Here is a 14,794-nt window from a genome sequence, read left to right as displayed (position 1 = left end):
CGCGTTCCTACCGTTCCCCCATGAGTGTGACCGAGATCCGCGAGGGCACCTACGGCGGCAAGGTCGTGGCGGTCGAGCCCGGCGGCGCCGAGTTCGTGCCGGCGGACGAGCGGCACGGCAGGCCGCTGGCGCTGCTGTGGACCTGGACCTCGCCGAACATGGAGTTCGCGACGATCTTCGTCGGCGTGATCTCGGTGCTCTACTTCGAGCAGACCTTCGGCCAGGCCGTCGCCGCGATCGTCGTGGGCACCGGGCTCGGCTCGGTCACGCACGGCGTCCTGTCCAGCCGCGGCCCGCGCACCGGCGTGCCGCAGATGGTGCTGTCCCGGATCGCCTTCGGGTTCCGCGGCAACGCCCTGCCCGCCGGGCTGAACGCGGTGATCGCCGGCATCGGCTGGTTCGCGGTGAACAGCGTCTCCGGGGCGCTGGCGCTCACCGTCCTCACCGCCATGCCCGCCTGGCTGTCCCTGCTGATCATCGTGGTGGTGCAGGTCGGGGTCGCGTTCTTCGGGCACAACCTGGTGCACGTCTTCGAGCGCTGCGTGCTCCCGCTGCTGGTCGTCGCGTTCCTGCTGGCCACCGTGTTCACCTTCGCCGCGGCCACACCCGGTGCGGTCGCGGACAACGCGGGCGGGGTCGGCGGGTTCCTGCTGACGGTCGGGGCCTCGTTCGGCTACGCGGCGGGCTGGAACCCCTACGCCACCGACTACACCCGCTACCTGCCGACGAGCACCTCGCCGCGGGCCACCGGGATCTTCGCGGGCCTCGGGATCTTCGTGTCCTGCACGCTGCTGGAGATCGTCGGCGCGGCGTCCGCGACGATCGCCACGACTGAGGAGAACCCCACCGCCGCCTTCACCTCGCACCTGCCCGGCTTCGTCGCGGGGCTGACCCTGCTGGCGATCGCCGTCGGCGCGGTGTCCGCGAACGTGATCAACGTGTACTCGGGCTCGATGAGCTTCCTGGCGCTCGGTGTGGAACTGCCGCTGAACCTGCGGCGGGCCATCGTCGCGGGGGCGTTCGGGGTGCTCGGGTTCGTGCTCGCCCTGTTCGGCCTGTCCGACGCCGGCCACGCCTACGAGTCGTTCCTGCTGATCATCGCGTACTGGATCGGCCCGTGGCTCGGCGTCTACCTCACCGACTGGTTCCTGCGCCGTCGTGTGCCGGACGCCGAGCTCGCCCCGCTGCTCTACGACAGGCACTACACGCCGTGGGGCGGCGCGGTCGCCATGGGCGTCGGGATGGTCGTGTCCATCGTGCTGTTCTGCAACCAGTCGATGTACGTCGGCGTGGTGCCCAGCGTCCTGCCGGGCATCGGCGACCTCACATTCGAGGTCGGCTTCGTCCTCTCCGCCGTCCTCCACGCCCTGTTCAGCCGCCGGGCCCGGGCGGTCCTCCCGACCGGCTGAGGCGCCGCTTCCGCGTCGTTCGTCCGACTCGTCCCCCGATCGTGACGGACCCGGCCGACGCCCACCGGGCGGTGGTGCCAGAGTGGTGCCGTGGCGGAAGGGTCGGCGGCGGTCGAGGAGTCCGCCGTACCCACCGACGGTCCCGTCCACGGGATCGCCGAGGGTCCCCTCGCGCGGGTGGTGCGACTGGTCCGGCGGGCGCCGCTGACCGTCGTCGTGGTCGTCATGATCTGGGCGTTCGGCGCGCTCACCGGCAGCCTGCTGCACGGCCCGTCGCCTGCGCTGGCGGCCGCGGTCGGGGCCGGGCTCGGCCCGCTGCGGGACGGGGCGTGGTGGGGCGTCGCGTCCTCCGCCCTGTGGTGCCAGGGACTGGACTCGTACCTGCTGTCGACGGCCGTGGTCGTCGGCCTGCTGCCCGTGGCCGAACGCAGGCTCGGCAGTGCCCGGACCGGCGTGCTCGCGCTGACCGTGCAGATCGGGGGCTCGCTGGTCGGCCTCGGCGTGGTCTCCCTGCTCGACCGCTTCGCGGACGGCCGGTGGGCCGACCAGCTCGCCGCGTCCGTCGCCGTCGGGCCGGGCACCGCCGTCACCGGGACGGCGTTGGCGGTCAGCGCGAGCCTGACCGCTCTCTGGCGGCGCAGGCTGCGACTGGTGCTGATGATCGCGCTGGTCATGCTCACCCTGTACTCCGGGCTGATCGGTGACCTGCTACGGCTGGCCGCGGGTGTCTTCGGGCTGGTCCTGGGGACGCTGCTGTTCGGCCGGTCCCCGCGCCGCTCCCGGCCCTCGCGGGCGGAGACCCGGGTGCTGGTGGCCATGGTGGTGGCGGCCTCCGCCGTCGGGCCGCTGGTGGCGGCGTGGGCGCAGACCCGCGTGGGGCCGCTGTCGGTGCTGCGGTACGTCTTCGCGGCCCCCGCGCCGGACCCCGGGACCGTCGCGTCCGTCTGCGCCGACGGGCCCGCCCGGCAGTGCGCCGAGCTGCAGGCCCGGCTGCGGTTCTCCGGGATCGGGCCCGCGCTGCTGTCGGTCATGCCGGTGGTGCTGCTGCTGGTCGCGGCGGAGGGGCTGCGCCGCGGGCGGCGGGCCGCGTGGCTGGTCGCGCTGGGACTCAACCTGGGACTGACGGCGCTGGGGCTGGTGCTCGCCGCGAGCCCGATGCAGCAGCGGATCGTGCTGGGCGCCGGCGTGCACCTGCACGCGTTCGTGCTGGTGGCGCTGCCGCTGCTGCAACCGCTGTTCGTGGTGGCGCTGCTGCTCGCCGCGCGTCGGGTGTTCGGGGTGCGGGCGCCGGTCGGGACCTACCGCTGGCTGATCCGCTCGGTGGCCCTGGCTTTCCTGGCGTTGGCGGTCTGCTACGTCCTCATCGGGTGGGCGCTGCGCGGCGGGTTCGACCGTCCACCCGGGTTCGCGGAGCTGCTCGCAGACCTCCCGCTGCGGTTCGTCCCGCCCGGGTACCTCGTGGCCGTCGCGCCCGGGTTCCTGCCGACGAACTGGCCCGCGACCGTGCTGTACGAGTGGGTCGGGCCGGCGTTCTGGCTGGTCGTGGCGGTGTCGGCGGCCCGGGCGCTCGCCCGGCCGCGGCTGCGCTCTGCCGAGCCGGACCGCGAGCGGGTGCGGGCGCTGGTCGAGGCCGGTGACGGGGGCACGCTCGCCCACATGGCCACCTGGGCGGGGCACACGTACTGGTTCACGGGGGACGCGGCCGTCGCGCACAGGGTGATCGGCGGCGTCGCCGTGACGACCGGTGGGCCGGTGGGCCGGAAGGCGGCCACCGCCGTGGCCGGGTTCGCCGCCCACTGCCGCGACCAGGGGTGGACGCCGTGTCTGTACAGCGTCGACGCCGAGGTGGCCGCCGCCGCTCGCGCGCTGGGCTGGCGGACCGTGCAGGTCGCCGAGGAGACGGTGCTGCCGCTGGGCGAGCTGCGCTTCACCGGGAAGAAGTGGCAGGACGTGCGGACCGCCCTGAACAAGGCGGCCAAGGCGGGGATCACCGCGGAGTGGACGACCTACGGCGAGGCCCCGCTCGCGATCACCGACCAAATCCGCGCGATCAGCGAGGAGTGGGTGGCGGACAAGGGCCTGCCGGAGATGGGGTTCACCCTCGGCGGGCTCGAGGAGCTGGACGACCCGGACGTCCGGCTGCTGGTGGCCGTCGACGCCGACCGGTCCGTCCACGGCGTCACGAGCTGGCTGCCGATCTGGCGGGAGGGCGCCGTCGTCGGGTGGACGCTGGACTTCATGCGCCGCCGGTCGGACGCGGCGGCCTTCCGCGGCGTGATGGAGTTCCTGATCGCCTCGGCCGCGCTGAGCCTGCAGGCGGAGGGGGCCGAGCTGGTGTCGCTCTCCGGGGCGCCGCTGGCCCGGCTGGACCGCGGGGAGCGGCCGCCGGGCCTGCAGAAGCTGCTCGACGCGGCGGGCCGCAGGCTGGAACCGGTCTACGGCTTCCGGTCGCTGTTGGCGTTCAAGGCCAAGTTCCAGCCGGAGTACCGCCCGCTGCACCTGGCGTACCCGGAGACCGCGGCCCTCCCGGCGATCGCCAACGCGATCGCCCGGGCCTACCTCCCCGACCTCAGCCCGAGCCAGGCGGCCCGGATGGCCAGGGCCCTCTGGCGCTGATGCGCAACCATCAGCTGCCGACCTTCTCCCGGGTCGGGAGGGCCTTACGGATCAGCGGGTAGCACAGTAGCGCCGCGATGACCACGTAGACCGTGACCGCCAGTGGCGTGCTGACCAGGGTGGTGACGTCGCCGTCCGCGATCTGCAGGGACCGGCGCAGCTGGAGCTCAGCGTCCGGGCCCAGGATCACGCCGATGATCGCCGGGAGGACCGGCAGCCCGTAGCGGCGCATCACGAACCCGACGACGCCGATGCCCAGCAGCACCAGCAGGTCCACCGCCTGGCCGGAGACCGCGTACGCGCCCACGCAGGCGAAGAACAGGATGCCCGCGTAGAGGTAGGGCCGCGGGATCCGCAGCAGCTTCGCCCACAGCGGCGCGAGCGGCAGGTTGAGCAGCAACAACAGCACCAGGCCGATGAACAGGCTGGCGATCAGCGTCCACACCAGGTCGGGCTCGTTGGTGAACAGCAGCGGGCCCGGCTGGATGCCGAACTGCTGGAACGCGGCCAGCATGACCGCGGCGATCGCCGTCGTCGGGAGGCCGAGGGTCAGCATCGTGGACAGCGTCCCCGCCGAGGACGCGCTCGCCGCCGACTCCGGCCCGGCCACGCCCTCGATGGCGCCCTTGCCGAACTCCTCCGGGTGCTTCGAGAGTCGCCGCTCGGTCACGTACGCCATGAAGGTCGACATCTCGGCGCCGCCCGCGGGGATGGAGCCGAAGGTGAAGCCGATGAACGGGCCGCGGGCCCAGGGCTTCCACGCGCGCTTCACGTCGGCCTTCGAGAGCCAGGGACGGCCGACCGGGATGACCTCCTGGTGCGTGCGCCGCAGGTGCGCCGCGACCCACAGGGCCTCGCCGACCGCGAACAGCCCGACGGCCACGATGACGACGTCGATGCCGTCGGCCAGCTGGGGGACGCCGAAGGTCAGCCGGGCCTGCCCGCTGATCGGGTCCAGCCCGACCAGCCCGATCGTGAGCCCGATGGCCAGCGAGGCGAACCCGCGGATCCGGGACGACCCGAGCACCCCGGTGACCGCGACGAACGCCAGCACCATGATCGCGAAGTAGTCCGGCGCGCCGATGTTCACCGCGACCGACGCGATGAGCGGTGCCAGCAGCACGATCCCGATCGCGCCGACGATGCCGCCGACGAAGTGCCCGATCGCCGCCGTGGCCAGCGCCTGCGCGCCGCGTCCGCTGCGCGCCATGGGGTTGCCCTCGATCGCCGCCATCACCGAGGCGCTCTCGCCGGGGGTGTTGAGCAGGATGGACGTCGTCGAGCCGCCGAACATGGCGCCGAAGTAGATGCCGGCGAACATGATGAAGGCACCGGTCGGGTCGAAGGCGTAGGTGACCGGGAGCAGCAGCGCGACGGCCATCGCCGGGCCGATGCCCGGCAGCACCCCGACCGCGGTGCCGAGCAGCACCCCGATCGCGGCGAACAACAGGTTGACCGGGGTGAGGGCGGCGCCGAAGCCGCCCATCAGGTGGGTGAGCGAGTCGATCATCCGAACACCCCCATCAGCGGGCCGCCGGGCAGGTCGACGCCGAGCAGGCCGTCGAACACGATCCAGGTGACGAGTGAGATCCCGGCCGCGATGAGCACGTCCCTGGCGGGGGTCTTCGAGCCGAGCGTGGCCGCCGCGCCCCAGAACAGCACGGTGCCCGCGACCGGCCAGCCCAACAGCGGGATCAGTGCCGCGGTGGCGATCAGCACGCCGGCCAGCTTCCCGACGGTCCGCAGGTCGGCCGGGGTGCCCAGGTCGACGTCCTCGCCCGCCTCCGCCTCACCGTGCCCGCCGCGCAGGACGTCCGCGGCGAGCAGCACCGACAGCAGCACCAACGCCCCGCCCAGCACGAAGGCGATGGTGCGCGGCCCGATCGGGTCCGACGACGAGCCGCCGCTCTCCAGCGCCGTGTCCACCACGACCAGCACCCCGACGACGAACAGCAGCAGCGACACCCCGAGCTCGGAGTGCGCGCGCAGCCACCCCTGCCTCTCGGGAGCCCGTTCCTCGACCATGGTCATGATGTCAGCCCCAGCTCCCGCAGCACCCCGGCCACGCGCTCGTTCTCGGACTCCAGGAAGGCCCCGAACTCGGGACCGGGTTGGTAGGCGTCGGTCCAGCCGTTGCGGGCCAGGGCGTCCGCCCACTCGGGGGTGGCCCGCAGGTCGGCGAAGGCCTTCTCCAGCTCCGCGCGGCCGTCGTCGGACAGCCCGGGCGGCGCCACGATCCCGCGCCAGTTGGTGAACTCGACGTCCAGGCCCGCCTCGCGCAGTGTCGGTGCGTCCACACCGGACACCCGCTCGCCCGCGGTCACGGCGAGCACGCGCAGCTCGCCCGCGTCGATCTGGTCGGCGTACTCGCCGAGCCCGGAGACCCCGAACGCGACCTTCCCGCCGAGCACGGCGGCCAGCAGCTCGCCGCCGCCGTCGTAGGCGACGTAGTTGACGTCCCTCGGCGCGAGCCCCGCCGCCTCCGCGACCAGCATGGGCGCCAGGTGGTCCGGCCCGCCGGGCGACGAGCCGCCGCCGACCGGGACGCCGCCGGGGTTCGCCTTCCAGTCGCGCAGCAGCTGATCGAGCGACTGGTAGGGCGAGTCCTTCCCGACGACCACGATCTCCGTCTCCTGGGTCAGCCGCGCGATCGGCGTGGTGTCGGCCAGCGTGGCGGGCGAGGAGTTCGTGTAGACGCTGCCGACGACGCCGAGGCCCATCGACATGACCAGCCGGTCGTTGCCGCTCTCGTTCACGGTGCGACCCAGGCCGACCGTGCCGCCCGCGCCCGGGAGGTTGAACACCTCGACCGCGCCGGTCAGCTCCGCCTCCTCGAACGCCTTCGCGGCGGTGCGGGCGGTGACGTCGTAGCCGCCGCCGGGGGAGTTGGGCACGAGCATGCGCAGGCCGCGCAGCTGTGTCCCGTCCCCGCCGCCGGTCAGCGCGCCGACCGCAGGCGGCACCAGCAGGACGGCCGCCGCGGCGGCGACGATCGCCAGCACCGCGGACCACCTGGTCCCGGATCTCTCACGGATGGACAACTCTGTCTCCCTCGCCCTCGAGTCCGCTCATCGTGGCGGTACCGGGTTCCCGCTGTCGTGCTTGTGTGCACAGCGGTGGTTGTGGTCGTTCTGGACGCGGACACGGAGCCTGCGGCAGTGGCCCATCGGCACCGTCGCCCTCGTAGGGTGGGCCGGTGCCCGACGCCGCGCCGAGCCGGGGGACCCGCCGCCCACTGGCCCGCCAGTTCCTGATCTGGCAGCTGGTCGTGGTCGTCCTCCTGCTCGCGGCGGTGGCCGTGCTCGCCGCCGCGCAGTCGGACGCGGCGTTCCGCGAGACCCAGGGCCGCCGGATGCTCTCCGTGGCCGAGGACGTCGCCGCGACGCCGGGGATCCGGGCGGGGCTGGTCGAGCGCAACGTGGACCTGCTGGCCACCTTCGCGCGCAGCGCCGAGAACCTCTCCGGCGCCGACCGGATCGTGGTGGTGGACGCGAACCGGGTGGTCCGCAGCTCGCCGGACCCCGCGGAGCTCGGCTCCCCGTTCGACCCGGGTGAGTCCACGGCCTTCGCGGGGCGGGCGTGGACCGGCGCGGCGGGCCGGACGGTCGTCGCGGAGGTGCCCGTGGTCGTCGAGGGCGGGCAGGTGGTGGGGGTGGTGTCCGCGGGCATCCGCGCGCCGACGCTGCTGGAGGCCCTCGCGCCCGCCCGCGGCGAGGTGGCGGCGCTGCTGGGGCTGGCGCTGGCCCTGGGCGTCGGCGGCTCCCTGCTGCTGGCCCGGCGGGTCCGGCGGCAGACGCTGGGGCTGGAGCCCGCCGAGATCGTCGAGCTGGTGCAGCGGCGCGAGGCGATGCTGCTGGGGGTCAAGGAGGGCGTGGTCGGCCTGGATCCGGACGGCCGGATCACGCTGCTGAACCGGCCCGCGGTGGACCTGCTGCCCGGCGCGCACCTCGGGGACCGGGTGGACGACCTCGCGCTCGACGCCCGGCTGCGGGACGTGCTCACCGGCCGGGTCCGCGGCGAGGACCAGGTCGTCGTGCACAGTGGACGGGTGCTCGTGCTCAACCGCAACCCGCTGGACGCCGGTGCCGTCGTCACGCTCCGGGACCGCACCGAGCTGACCACCCTGCAGGACTGGCTGGACGCCTCCCGCAGCCTCACCGACACCCTGCGCGCCCAGGCCCACGAGTTCACCAACCGGCTCCACACCATCGCCGGGCTGACCGAGCTGGGCGAGCACGACGAGGTGCGCCGGTTCGTCAGCGGTGTCGTGGCGGCGGCGGAGGGCTGGCGGCGCGAGGTGGCCGACCGGGTCGCCGAGCCCGCGGCGGCCGCGCTGCTGGTGGCCAAGGCCTCGCTGGCGACCGAGCGGGGCGTGGAGCTGCGGTTCTCCCCGGACGCCCGGCTGGCGGCCGCGGACGATCCCGCGCTGGGCCGCGACCTCGTGACCGTGCTGGGCAACCTCGTGGACAACGCCCTGGACGCCGCGCCCGGCGGGTGGGTGGAGATCGGGCTGTCCGATGGGGGGAACGCGGTGTGCGTGCGGGTGCGGGACTCCGGGCCCGGGGTCGCCTCGGAGCTGGCCGAGGAGGTCTTCCGGCACGGGTTCACCACGAAGGCGGCCGAGTCGCCGGGCGGGCGGGGGCTGGGGCTCGCGCTGGTCCGCGAGGTGTGCCTGCGCCGGGGCGGGAGCGTCGCGGTGGAGGGCTCCACGTTCACGGCGGTGCTGGGATGAGGGTCCTCGTCGTCGACGACGACTTCATGGTCGCGAAGGTGCACAGCGGGTACGTCGGGCGGATCGCGGGCTGCGCCGTCGTCGGGGTGGCGCACACGGGGGCCGACGCGGTGGCGCTGGCGGGCTCGCTGCGCCCGGATCTCGTGCTGCTGGACGTCTACCTGCCGGACATGTCCGGCATCGAGGTGCTGCGGCGGCTGCGCACCGGCGCGCCGGACGACCCGTCGGTGCTGGTCATCACCGCCGCGGACGACGCCGCGACCGTCGCCGCCGCCCTGCACGGCGGCGCGCTGCACTACCTGGTCAAGCCGTTCGACTCCCGGGCGCTGGAGGAGCAGGTCGAACGCGCCCGACGGCTGCGGGGCCGGCTGGCAGGCCTCGACCGGGCCGGGCAGGAGGACATCGACCGGCTCTTCGGCGCCGGGGGGTCGAGCGGCCGCCTGCCGAAGGGCCTCACCGCTCCGACGGCGCAGCTGGTGGAGAAGGTGCTGCGCGAGCACGGGGCCGACCTCTCGGCGACCGAGTGCGCGGAGCGGACGCGGCTGAGCAGGGTGAGCGCGCGCCGGTACCTGGAGCACTTCGTCGAGACGGGCGCGGTCGAGGTGCGACTGCGCTACGGTGGCACCGGCCGCCCCGAACGCCGCTACACCTGGACCCGCTGACGCCGACGACTCCCGAGAGTCACCCGGGGGCACTCGGGCGGCCCGAGCGTCACCCGACGGCGGCGGTGTGGGCGAGGATCGCCTCGGCCAGCGGGGTGGCGAGGGCCGGGGGGATCGCGTGGCCCATGCCCTCGATCCGGACCAGGGTCGCGCCCTTGATCGTGCTCGCCAGGTGGGCGGCGTGTGGGGGCGGGCAGACGGGGTCCTCGGGCGCCTCGATCACCAGGGTCGGGACGGTGTTCTCCGTGAGGTCGCGCTCCAGGCCGTCCTGCGCCGCCGCGGCGTGTGCGGCGGGCTTGTCCTCCCGGCCCGAGTGCTCCATGATCCGCTCCTCCAGCTCCCGGAACCAGGCCTCGTCGAACTCCACCCCGGCGCCGTTGAGCAGCCGCCAGTGCTCCACCCGCCAGTCCAGCTCCTGCTCGCGGTCCCGCTCGTCCGTGAGCTCGCCCCAGAGCCGCAGCAGCGCCGGGTCGGGGCCGGGGAGGTCGGGGTCCCCCTGCAGGGACGCCGTGCAGAAGACCGTGGCGGACCACAGGCGATCGGGGTGGTCGACCAGCAGCAGCTGCACGAGCGTGCCGCCCAGCGACATCCCGACGACGTGGGCGCGGTCGATCGCGAACGCGTCCAGCACGGCCACGGCGTCGGCGGCGAGATCGCGGATCGCGTAGGGGGCCTCGTCGAAGGCGTGGGTGGAGCGGCCGGTGTCCCGGTGGTCGTAGCGGATCACCCGGTGCCGCTCGGCGAGGCGGTCCACGAGCTCGTCCGGCCAGGTGAGCCCCGCCGCGTCGGCACCCATCACCAGCAGCACCGGTTCCCCGGGCCCCGGGATCTCCTCGGCCCACACCTGCACGCCGGGCGCCACGTCCACGACCATCTCCACACCGAGGAGCCTAGACAGCACGATGCCCGGGCCGGCGGGAGGCCGGACCGGGCATCGGGTCGTGCGTGGTGCGCCTTACTTGAGGGCGTCCAGCAGCGCCTGGCGCTGGCGGTCGCCCAGGCCCGCCGCACGGCGGGAGGCGTCGATGCCGGTCTGCTCCAGCAGCGCCGAGACCTTGGCCGGGCCGTAGCCGGGCAGGCTCTTCAGCAGGTCGGCGACCTTGGTCTTGCCGACGATCTGGTCGGACTTCGCACGGTCCAGGACGGCGGGGATGGTCTCCTCGCCCTTGGCGATCTTGTCCCGGAGCTCCTTGCGCGCCGTACGGGCGGCGGCCGCCTTCTTGAGCGCCTCCGCGCGCTGCTCGGGGGTCAGCGTGGGCAGTGCCATGGTGTGCTCCTCTCGTCTCCCATCGACCACCCGCGTCGGGTGCGTCGGTGGTCGTACCTGGTACAGCGTGGCTCATAGAGTGGCAGACGCCGCGCAACGCCACGCAGACAACCCCCACGTCAGAGCGTCGTTCCCGTCTGTAACGGTGTCATGGAACCGTCAGCGGCCGGTTCTCCGCGACCGGCGGTCACCTGCCCGCGCAGGCGATCGACGTCCCACAGCGTCCGCACGGAGACGATCCGGGCCTGTCGCACGGCCACCACGGACACCGCGAGCACCCGCACCGGGAGGCCCGTCGGGGCGATCCCGGGCAGTAGCCAGGGCAGCTCGCGGTCGTGGGTGAAGGTCCAACGCAGCTCGTCCACGAGCCTGCGGGTGTCCACCGTGCGCGAGACCCGCTCCCGCGCCACGTCCGCGGGCACCGCCAGCTCGGCCAGATGGGTCTCGATCTCGGCGCGGTCGTTGCCGCCCGCCATGGACGGCACGTGGACGAGGACCGCGTCGTCGGCCAGCAGGGCGGTCGCCGCCGCGACGTCCCGGTCGACCCACACGGCCTGCCAGAACGTGTCCCAGGTGCGCTCGACCTCGCGCACCAGGACCTGCATGGCAGGAGTCATCGCTAGGCCGCTTCGTGGTGCTCCGCGACGGCCTTGGCGCCCGTCATGTCGATCAGCCGGTGGCCGCGGTTGCGGGCGTAGCGCAGCGACCGGACCCAGTTGTAGAGGGTGCCGAACCGGTTGCCCCAGCCGATCAGGAACATGACGTGCACGTAGCACCACATCAGGTACGCGAGCCAGCCGGTGACCTTGACGCCCATCGCGTCCGCCACGGCCTCGCGGGCGCCGATGGTGGCCATCGAGCCCTTGTCGAAGTACTTGAACGGCGCGGGGGTGGTCTCGTCGCCCTTGAGCCGGTTGGTGATCAGCTTGCCGACGTAGGTGCCCTGCTGCATGGCCACCTGCGCCACGCCCGGCAGCCGGTCGACGGTGCTGACCATGTCGCCGATCGCGTACACGCCGTCCGCACCCGGCACCGAGCAGTCCGGGTCCACGGCCAGCCGTCCCGCCCGGTCGGTCTCGGTGCCGGTCGCGGCCGCCAGCACCTTGGCCAGCGGCGACGCCTGTACGCCCGCCGCCCAGATCTTGGTCTTCGCCGTGATGGTGTCGACGCCCTTGGGGCCCTTCACCGTGATCGTCTCGGCGTCCATGTCCGTGGCGGCGGTGTTCAGCCGGATCTCCACGCCCATCTTCTCGAGCCTGCGCTGCGTGTACTTCTGCAGCTTCGGCGCGAACGGCGGCAGCACGGACGGCGCCGCGTCGAGCAGGATGATCCGCGCCTCGCGGGTGTCGATCGAGCGGTACTCCTTGGGCAGCACGTACTGCGCCAGCTCCGAGAGCTGCCCGGTGATCTCGACGCCGGTGGGGCCCGCCCCGACCACGACGAACGTGAGGTAGGCCGCACGCTCCTTCTCGTCCGTGGCGATCTCGGCGAGCTCGTAGGACCCGAGGATCTGGCTGCGGAGCATCCGCGCGTCCTCGATGCTCTTCATGCCCGGGGCGAACTGGGCCCACTCGTCGTGCCCGAAGTAGGCGTGGCCCGCGCCGCCCGCGACGACGAGGTAGTCGTACGGCAGGTCGATGTGCTGCTCGTTCGGCCCGAGGGACTTCACGACCTTGCCCGCGAGGTCGATGTCGTAGACCTCGGCCAGCAGGGTGCGGGTGTTGCGCTGGGACTTCACCACCCGCCGCAGGGCCGGGGCGATCAGGCCGGGGGACAGGATGCCGGTCGCGACCTGGTAGAGCAGCGGCTGGAAGAGGTGGTGGTTCGTGCGGTCGACCAGGGTGACGTCCACGTCCGCGTGGGCCAGCGCCTTCGCGGCCCGCACCCCGCCGAACCCGCCGCCGACGATGACGACCTTCTTGCGGCCCCCGTCGGTGCGGGTCTCCCCAGTGCTGCTCACGTCTGCCCCTTGAAGGATCTCGAGGTCCCGCTCGTCCCGGCGGGGTCCGTACACGTCGTCGTTCCACCTGGTTTATCGCACAGCCCGGGCGACGTCGCAGGACCGCGCGCCAGAAGCGTAGTCGCCGGGCGGACGCGGGGTGTTGCCCCAGGGTGTCCGCTGCGCGAACGGGTGGTCAGTTGCCGCCGGTCGCCGGGTCGCCGCCGGGATCCGTGGCCCCCGCCGCGGTCACCGCGCAGGACTCGCTCAGCGCGGTCGGCGCCGCGGTGCCCGCCGCGGTCTCGTCCGAGCCGGAGGTCGCGGCCGTCTCGGGCGCGTCCGTGGTGGTCGGGGCCGTGGTGGTCGGGGCCGTGGTGGTCGGGGCCGGGGTGGCGGCGACCGCGGGCGGGTCGATCGCCTCCCGCACCACCTTCTGCATGTACTCGACGTCCGGTCGGCCGGTGTCGAACCTGCCGTCCGGCTCGTTCGGGTCCGGCAGGCTGGGGTCGAAGGCGATGCTCTGCAGGCTGAAGCCCTCCCCGGCGAGCGAGGCCAGCGCGGGCAGGACCGCCTGCGGGAGGTTGGTGTCGACGTTGTCCTTGGTCGCCTGGGCCACGGCCTGGAAGTTCGCGATCAGGTCCGTCGGGCTCTTCTGCTCCAGCACGGCGTTGATCAGGCAGCGCTGCCTGCTCATCCGGTCGTAGTCGGTGCTGTCGCGGCGCGAGCGGGCGAACCAGAGGGCCTCCTCGCCGCTGAGGTTCTGCACGCCGGGCTGGATGTAGCCGTCCGGCTTGACGTGCCGCCCGTCCGCGGTGACCCCGTTGATCGGGATGGGGGTGGGCCCGACGTTCACCGTCACCCCGCCCATCGCGTCGACCAGGCTGGAGAACCCGGCCATGTTGACCTCGAGGTAGTAGTCGATGGGCAGCCCGGTCATGTACGAGATCGTGGCCTGCAGCAGGTTCAGCCCGATGTCGTCCGTGGGGCCCTTCGGCGCGAGGTCCGGGTGCTCGTGGGCGTAGGCGTAGACGGCGTTGAGCAGGTAGTTGCCGGACAACGGGTCCTTGGGGTCGTGGAAGCCGTTCGGGAACTGCTTCGCCATCGGCGTGCCGGGGGGGAACTCGGCGCGCTGGATGTTGCGGGGGAGCCCGAACAGCGTGGTGCGGCCGGACGCGGTGTCGATGCTGGCCAGCATCATCGTGTCCGTGCGGGTGCCGGTGCGATCCGGTCCCGCGTCGCTGCCGAGGAGCAGGACGTTCAGCCGGGGCTTGGCGATGGCCTCCGCGGCCGCGGTGCCGCCCGCGCCGCCGTCGAACAGCTCGTTGAGCAGCGAGCGCTGCGAGTTCGCGAGGTCGGCGGCGTACCCGAAGGGCACGGCGACGCACATGCAGAGCACGGCGGCCACGCCCGTGCCGAGGATCTTGCGGCCCCATCCCATGTCCCGCGGTCGGGCCAGCGCGTACGTCCGCGCGACGACCGCGACCCAGGCGAGCCCGATCACCAGCAGCCCGAGGGCGGCGACGGCCAGGGTCTTCGTGGACAGCACCGTCTCCAGCAGCGTGGTGCGGTGCAGGGTGAGCGCCGCCACCACGACGGCCGCGACGATCAGCAGGAACAGGCCGAGGATGATCCCGCCGGTGCGCCTGCGCCGCAGCAGCAGGTGACCGGAACCGGGCACCAGGGTCGACGCGGCGGTGGTGGCCAGTGCGGCGCCCAGGGTCCGCCGGGCGGGCCCCTCGTCTCGGGCCGCCGCGCGCTTGCGGGCCGCCCGCTCGGCGGCCGGGACCGCGCGGGTGGGCAGCGACCGCTCGCTCGCCCGGACGGCGTGGGTCGCCTCGGCGCCGGACCCGGCCTCGGAGCGTCCGGTGGCGGCCCGGGCCTGCGCGGCCCGCCGGGGCGGGGCGTCCGCGCGGTCCGTCAGCTCGGTCGGGGCGTCGGCGAGGGAGTGGGTGCCCGACGGGGGCCGGGAGCCCAGTGCAGGGCGACCGCCGCGCCCGACGGGGGGCGTGCCCGCCCGGCGCGCGTTCGGTCCGGTGCCCTTCGACCCGCCGCGGGCCCCACCCCCGGGCCCGCCCGGGCGGCCGAGCCCGGAACCGCTGCGATCGGAGCCGTCCGGCGGGCGTGAGCCGCTGCGGTCGCCGGGCGCCCCCTCGGGTGGGCGTGAGCCGC

General features: G+C 73.9%; 12 protein-coding genes. 4 read left to right on the top strand and 8 right to left on the bottom strand.

Translation table 11 applies throughout. From position 1 onward, the window contains the following. Nucleotides 1–20: 20 nt before the first annotated feature. On the top strand, nt 21–1,409 hold the full coding sequence (locus tag ABD993_RS18360) for a purine-cytosine permease family protein (RefSeq protein WP_345419584.1): 1,389 nt from the start codon (nt 21–23) through the stop codon (nt 1,407–1,409). A 90-nt stretch (nt 1,410–1,499) separates the two neighbouring features. Continuing rightward, complete coding sequence (locus tag ABD993_RS18355) at nt 1,500–4,025, top strand: bifunctional lysylphosphatidylglycerol flippase/synthetase MprF (RefSeq protein ID WP_345419581.1); 2,526 nt, start codon at nt 1,500–1,502, stop codon at nt 4,023–4,025. Between the two features lie 10 nt (nt 4,026–4,035). Here the strand turns inward: ABD993_RS18355 and ABD993_RS18350 are convergent, their stop codons facing one another. Genes ABD993_RS18350 through ABD993_RS18340 form a run of 3 tightly spaced genes read right to left on the bottom strand, consistent with a single transcriptional unit; the run spans nt 4,036 to nt 7,024 of the window. After that, a complete protein-coding gene (locus ABD993_RS18350) occupies nt 4,036–5,535 on the bottom strand; it encodes a tripartite tricarboxylate transporter permease (protein WP_345419578.1) in 1,500 nt (499 codons plus the stop codon). Then, the gene (locus tag ABD993_RS18345) at nt 5,532–6,056 is read right to left on the bottom strand and encodes a tripartite tricarboxylate transporter TctB family protein (protein ID WP_345419575.1); all 525 of its coding nucleotides are present in this window, start codon (nt 6,054–6,056) and stop codon (nt 5,532–5,534) included. The genes ABD993_RS18350 and ABD993_RS18345 overlap by 4 nt, the downstream gene beginning before the upstream one ends. Beyond that, on the bottom strand, nt 6,053–7,024 hold the full coding sequence (locus ABD993_RS18340; protein WP_345419650.1) for a Bug family tripartite tricarboxylate transporter substrate binding protein: 972 nt from the start codon (nt 7,022–7,024) through the stop codon (nt 6,053–6,055). The genes ABD993_RS18345 and ABD993_RS18340 overlap by 4 nt, the downstream gene beginning before the upstream one ends. Nucleotides 7,025–7,221: 197 nt before the next feature. Here ABD993_RS18340 and ABD993_RS18335 point away from each other — a divergent pair, with 197 nt between their 5' ends. Further along, nucleotides 7,222–8,757: a sensor histidine kinase gene (locus tag ABD993_RS18335; RefSeq protein WP_345419573.1), complete on the top strand. Its 1,536-nt coding sequence runs from the start codon at nt 7,222–7,224 to the stop codon at nt 8,755–8,757. Continuing rightward, nucleotides 8,754–9,419: a response regulator gene (locus ABD993_RS18330; RefSeq protein WP_345419570.1), complete on the top strand. Its 666-nt coding sequence runs from the start codon at nt 8,754–8,756 to the stop codon at nt 9,417–9,419. The genes ABD993_RS18335 and ABD993_RS18330 overlap by 4 nt, the downstream gene beginning before the upstream one ends. Nucleotides 9,420–9,468: 49 nt before the next feature. Here ABD993_RS18330 and ABD993_RS18325 read toward each other — a convergent pair whose 3' ends face one another. The 5 genes from ABD993_RS18325 to ABD993_RS18305 form a co-directional block, all read right to left on the bottom strand. After that, complete coding sequence (locus ABD993_RS18325) at nt 9,469–10,293, bottom strand: alpha/beta fold hydrolase (RefSeq protein WP_345419647.1); 825 nt, start codon at nt 10,291–10,293, stop codon at nt 9,469–9,471. Between the two features lie 81 nt (nt 10,294–10,374). Further along, a complete protein-coding gene (gene mihF / locus ABD993_RS18320) occupies nt 10,375–10,686 on the bottom strand; it encodes an integration host factor, actinobacterial type (RefSeq protein WP_345419567.1) in 312 nt (103 codons plus the stop codon). A 119-nt stretch (nt 10,687–10,805) separates the two neighbouring features. Then, nucleotides 10,806–11,291, bottom strand: a complete 486-nt coding sequence (locus ABD993_RS18315) for a nuclear transport factor 2 family protein (RefSeq protein ID WP_345419564.1) — start codon at nt 11,289–11,291, stop codon at nt 10,806–10,808. A 14-nt stretch (nt 11,292–11,305) separates the two neighbouring features. Continuing rightward, nucleotides 11,306–12,646: an NAD(P)/FAD-dependent oxidoreductase gene (locus tag ABD993_RS18310; RefSeq protein ID WP_345419561.1), complete on the bottom strand. Its 1,341-nt coding sequence runs from the start codon at nt 12,644–12,646 to the stop codon at nt 11,306–11,308. Between the two features lie 175 nt (nt 12,647–12,821). Next, the coding region (locus tag ABD993_RS18305; protein WP_345419558.1) for an LCP family protein at nt 12,822–14,794 on the bottom strand (1,973 nt) is incomplete at its 5' end.

Origin of the sequence: Pseudonocardia xishanensis, assembly GCF_039541715.1 — a bacterium.
Lineage (GTDB): Bacteria > Actinomycetota > Actinomycetes > Mycobacteriales > Pseudonocardiaceae > Pseudonocardia > Pseudonocardia xishanensis.
The sequence above is the reverse complement of the archived record's forward strand: the minus strand, read 5'-3'. Positions and strand labels throughout refer to the sequence as shown.

Bases quoted from the DNA above. Each gene is read 5' to 3' on its own strand.
- ABD993_RS18360 (WP_345419584.1), top strand. From the start codon at position 21: ATGAGTGTGACCGAGATCCGCGAGGGCACCTACGGCGGCAAGGTCGTG.
- ABD993_RS18350 (WP_345419578.1), bottom strand. From the start codon at position 5,535: ATGATCGACTCGCTCACCCACCTGATGGGCGGCTTCGGCGCCGCCCTC.
- ABD993_RS18345 (WP_345419575.1), bottom strand. From the start codon at position 6,056: ATGACCATGGTCGAGGAACGGGCTCCCGAGAGGCAGGGGTGGCTGCGC.
- ABD993_RS18330 (WP_345419570.1), top strand. From the start codon at position 8,754: ATGAGGGTCCTCGTCGTCGACGACGACTTCATGGTCGCGAAGGTGCAC.
- ABD993_RS18325 (WP_345419647.1), bottom strand. From the start codon at position 10,293: ATGGTCGTGGACGTGGCGCCCGGCGTGCAGGTGTGGGCCGAGGAGATC.
- mihF (WP_345419567.1), bottom strand. From the start codon at position 10,686: ATGGCACTGCCCACGCTGACCCCCGAGCAGCGCGCGGAGGCGCTCAAG.
- ABD993_RS18315 (WP_345419564.1), bottom strand. From the start codon at position 11,291: ATGCAGGTCCTGGTGCGCGAGGTCGAGCGCACCTGGGACACGTTCTGG.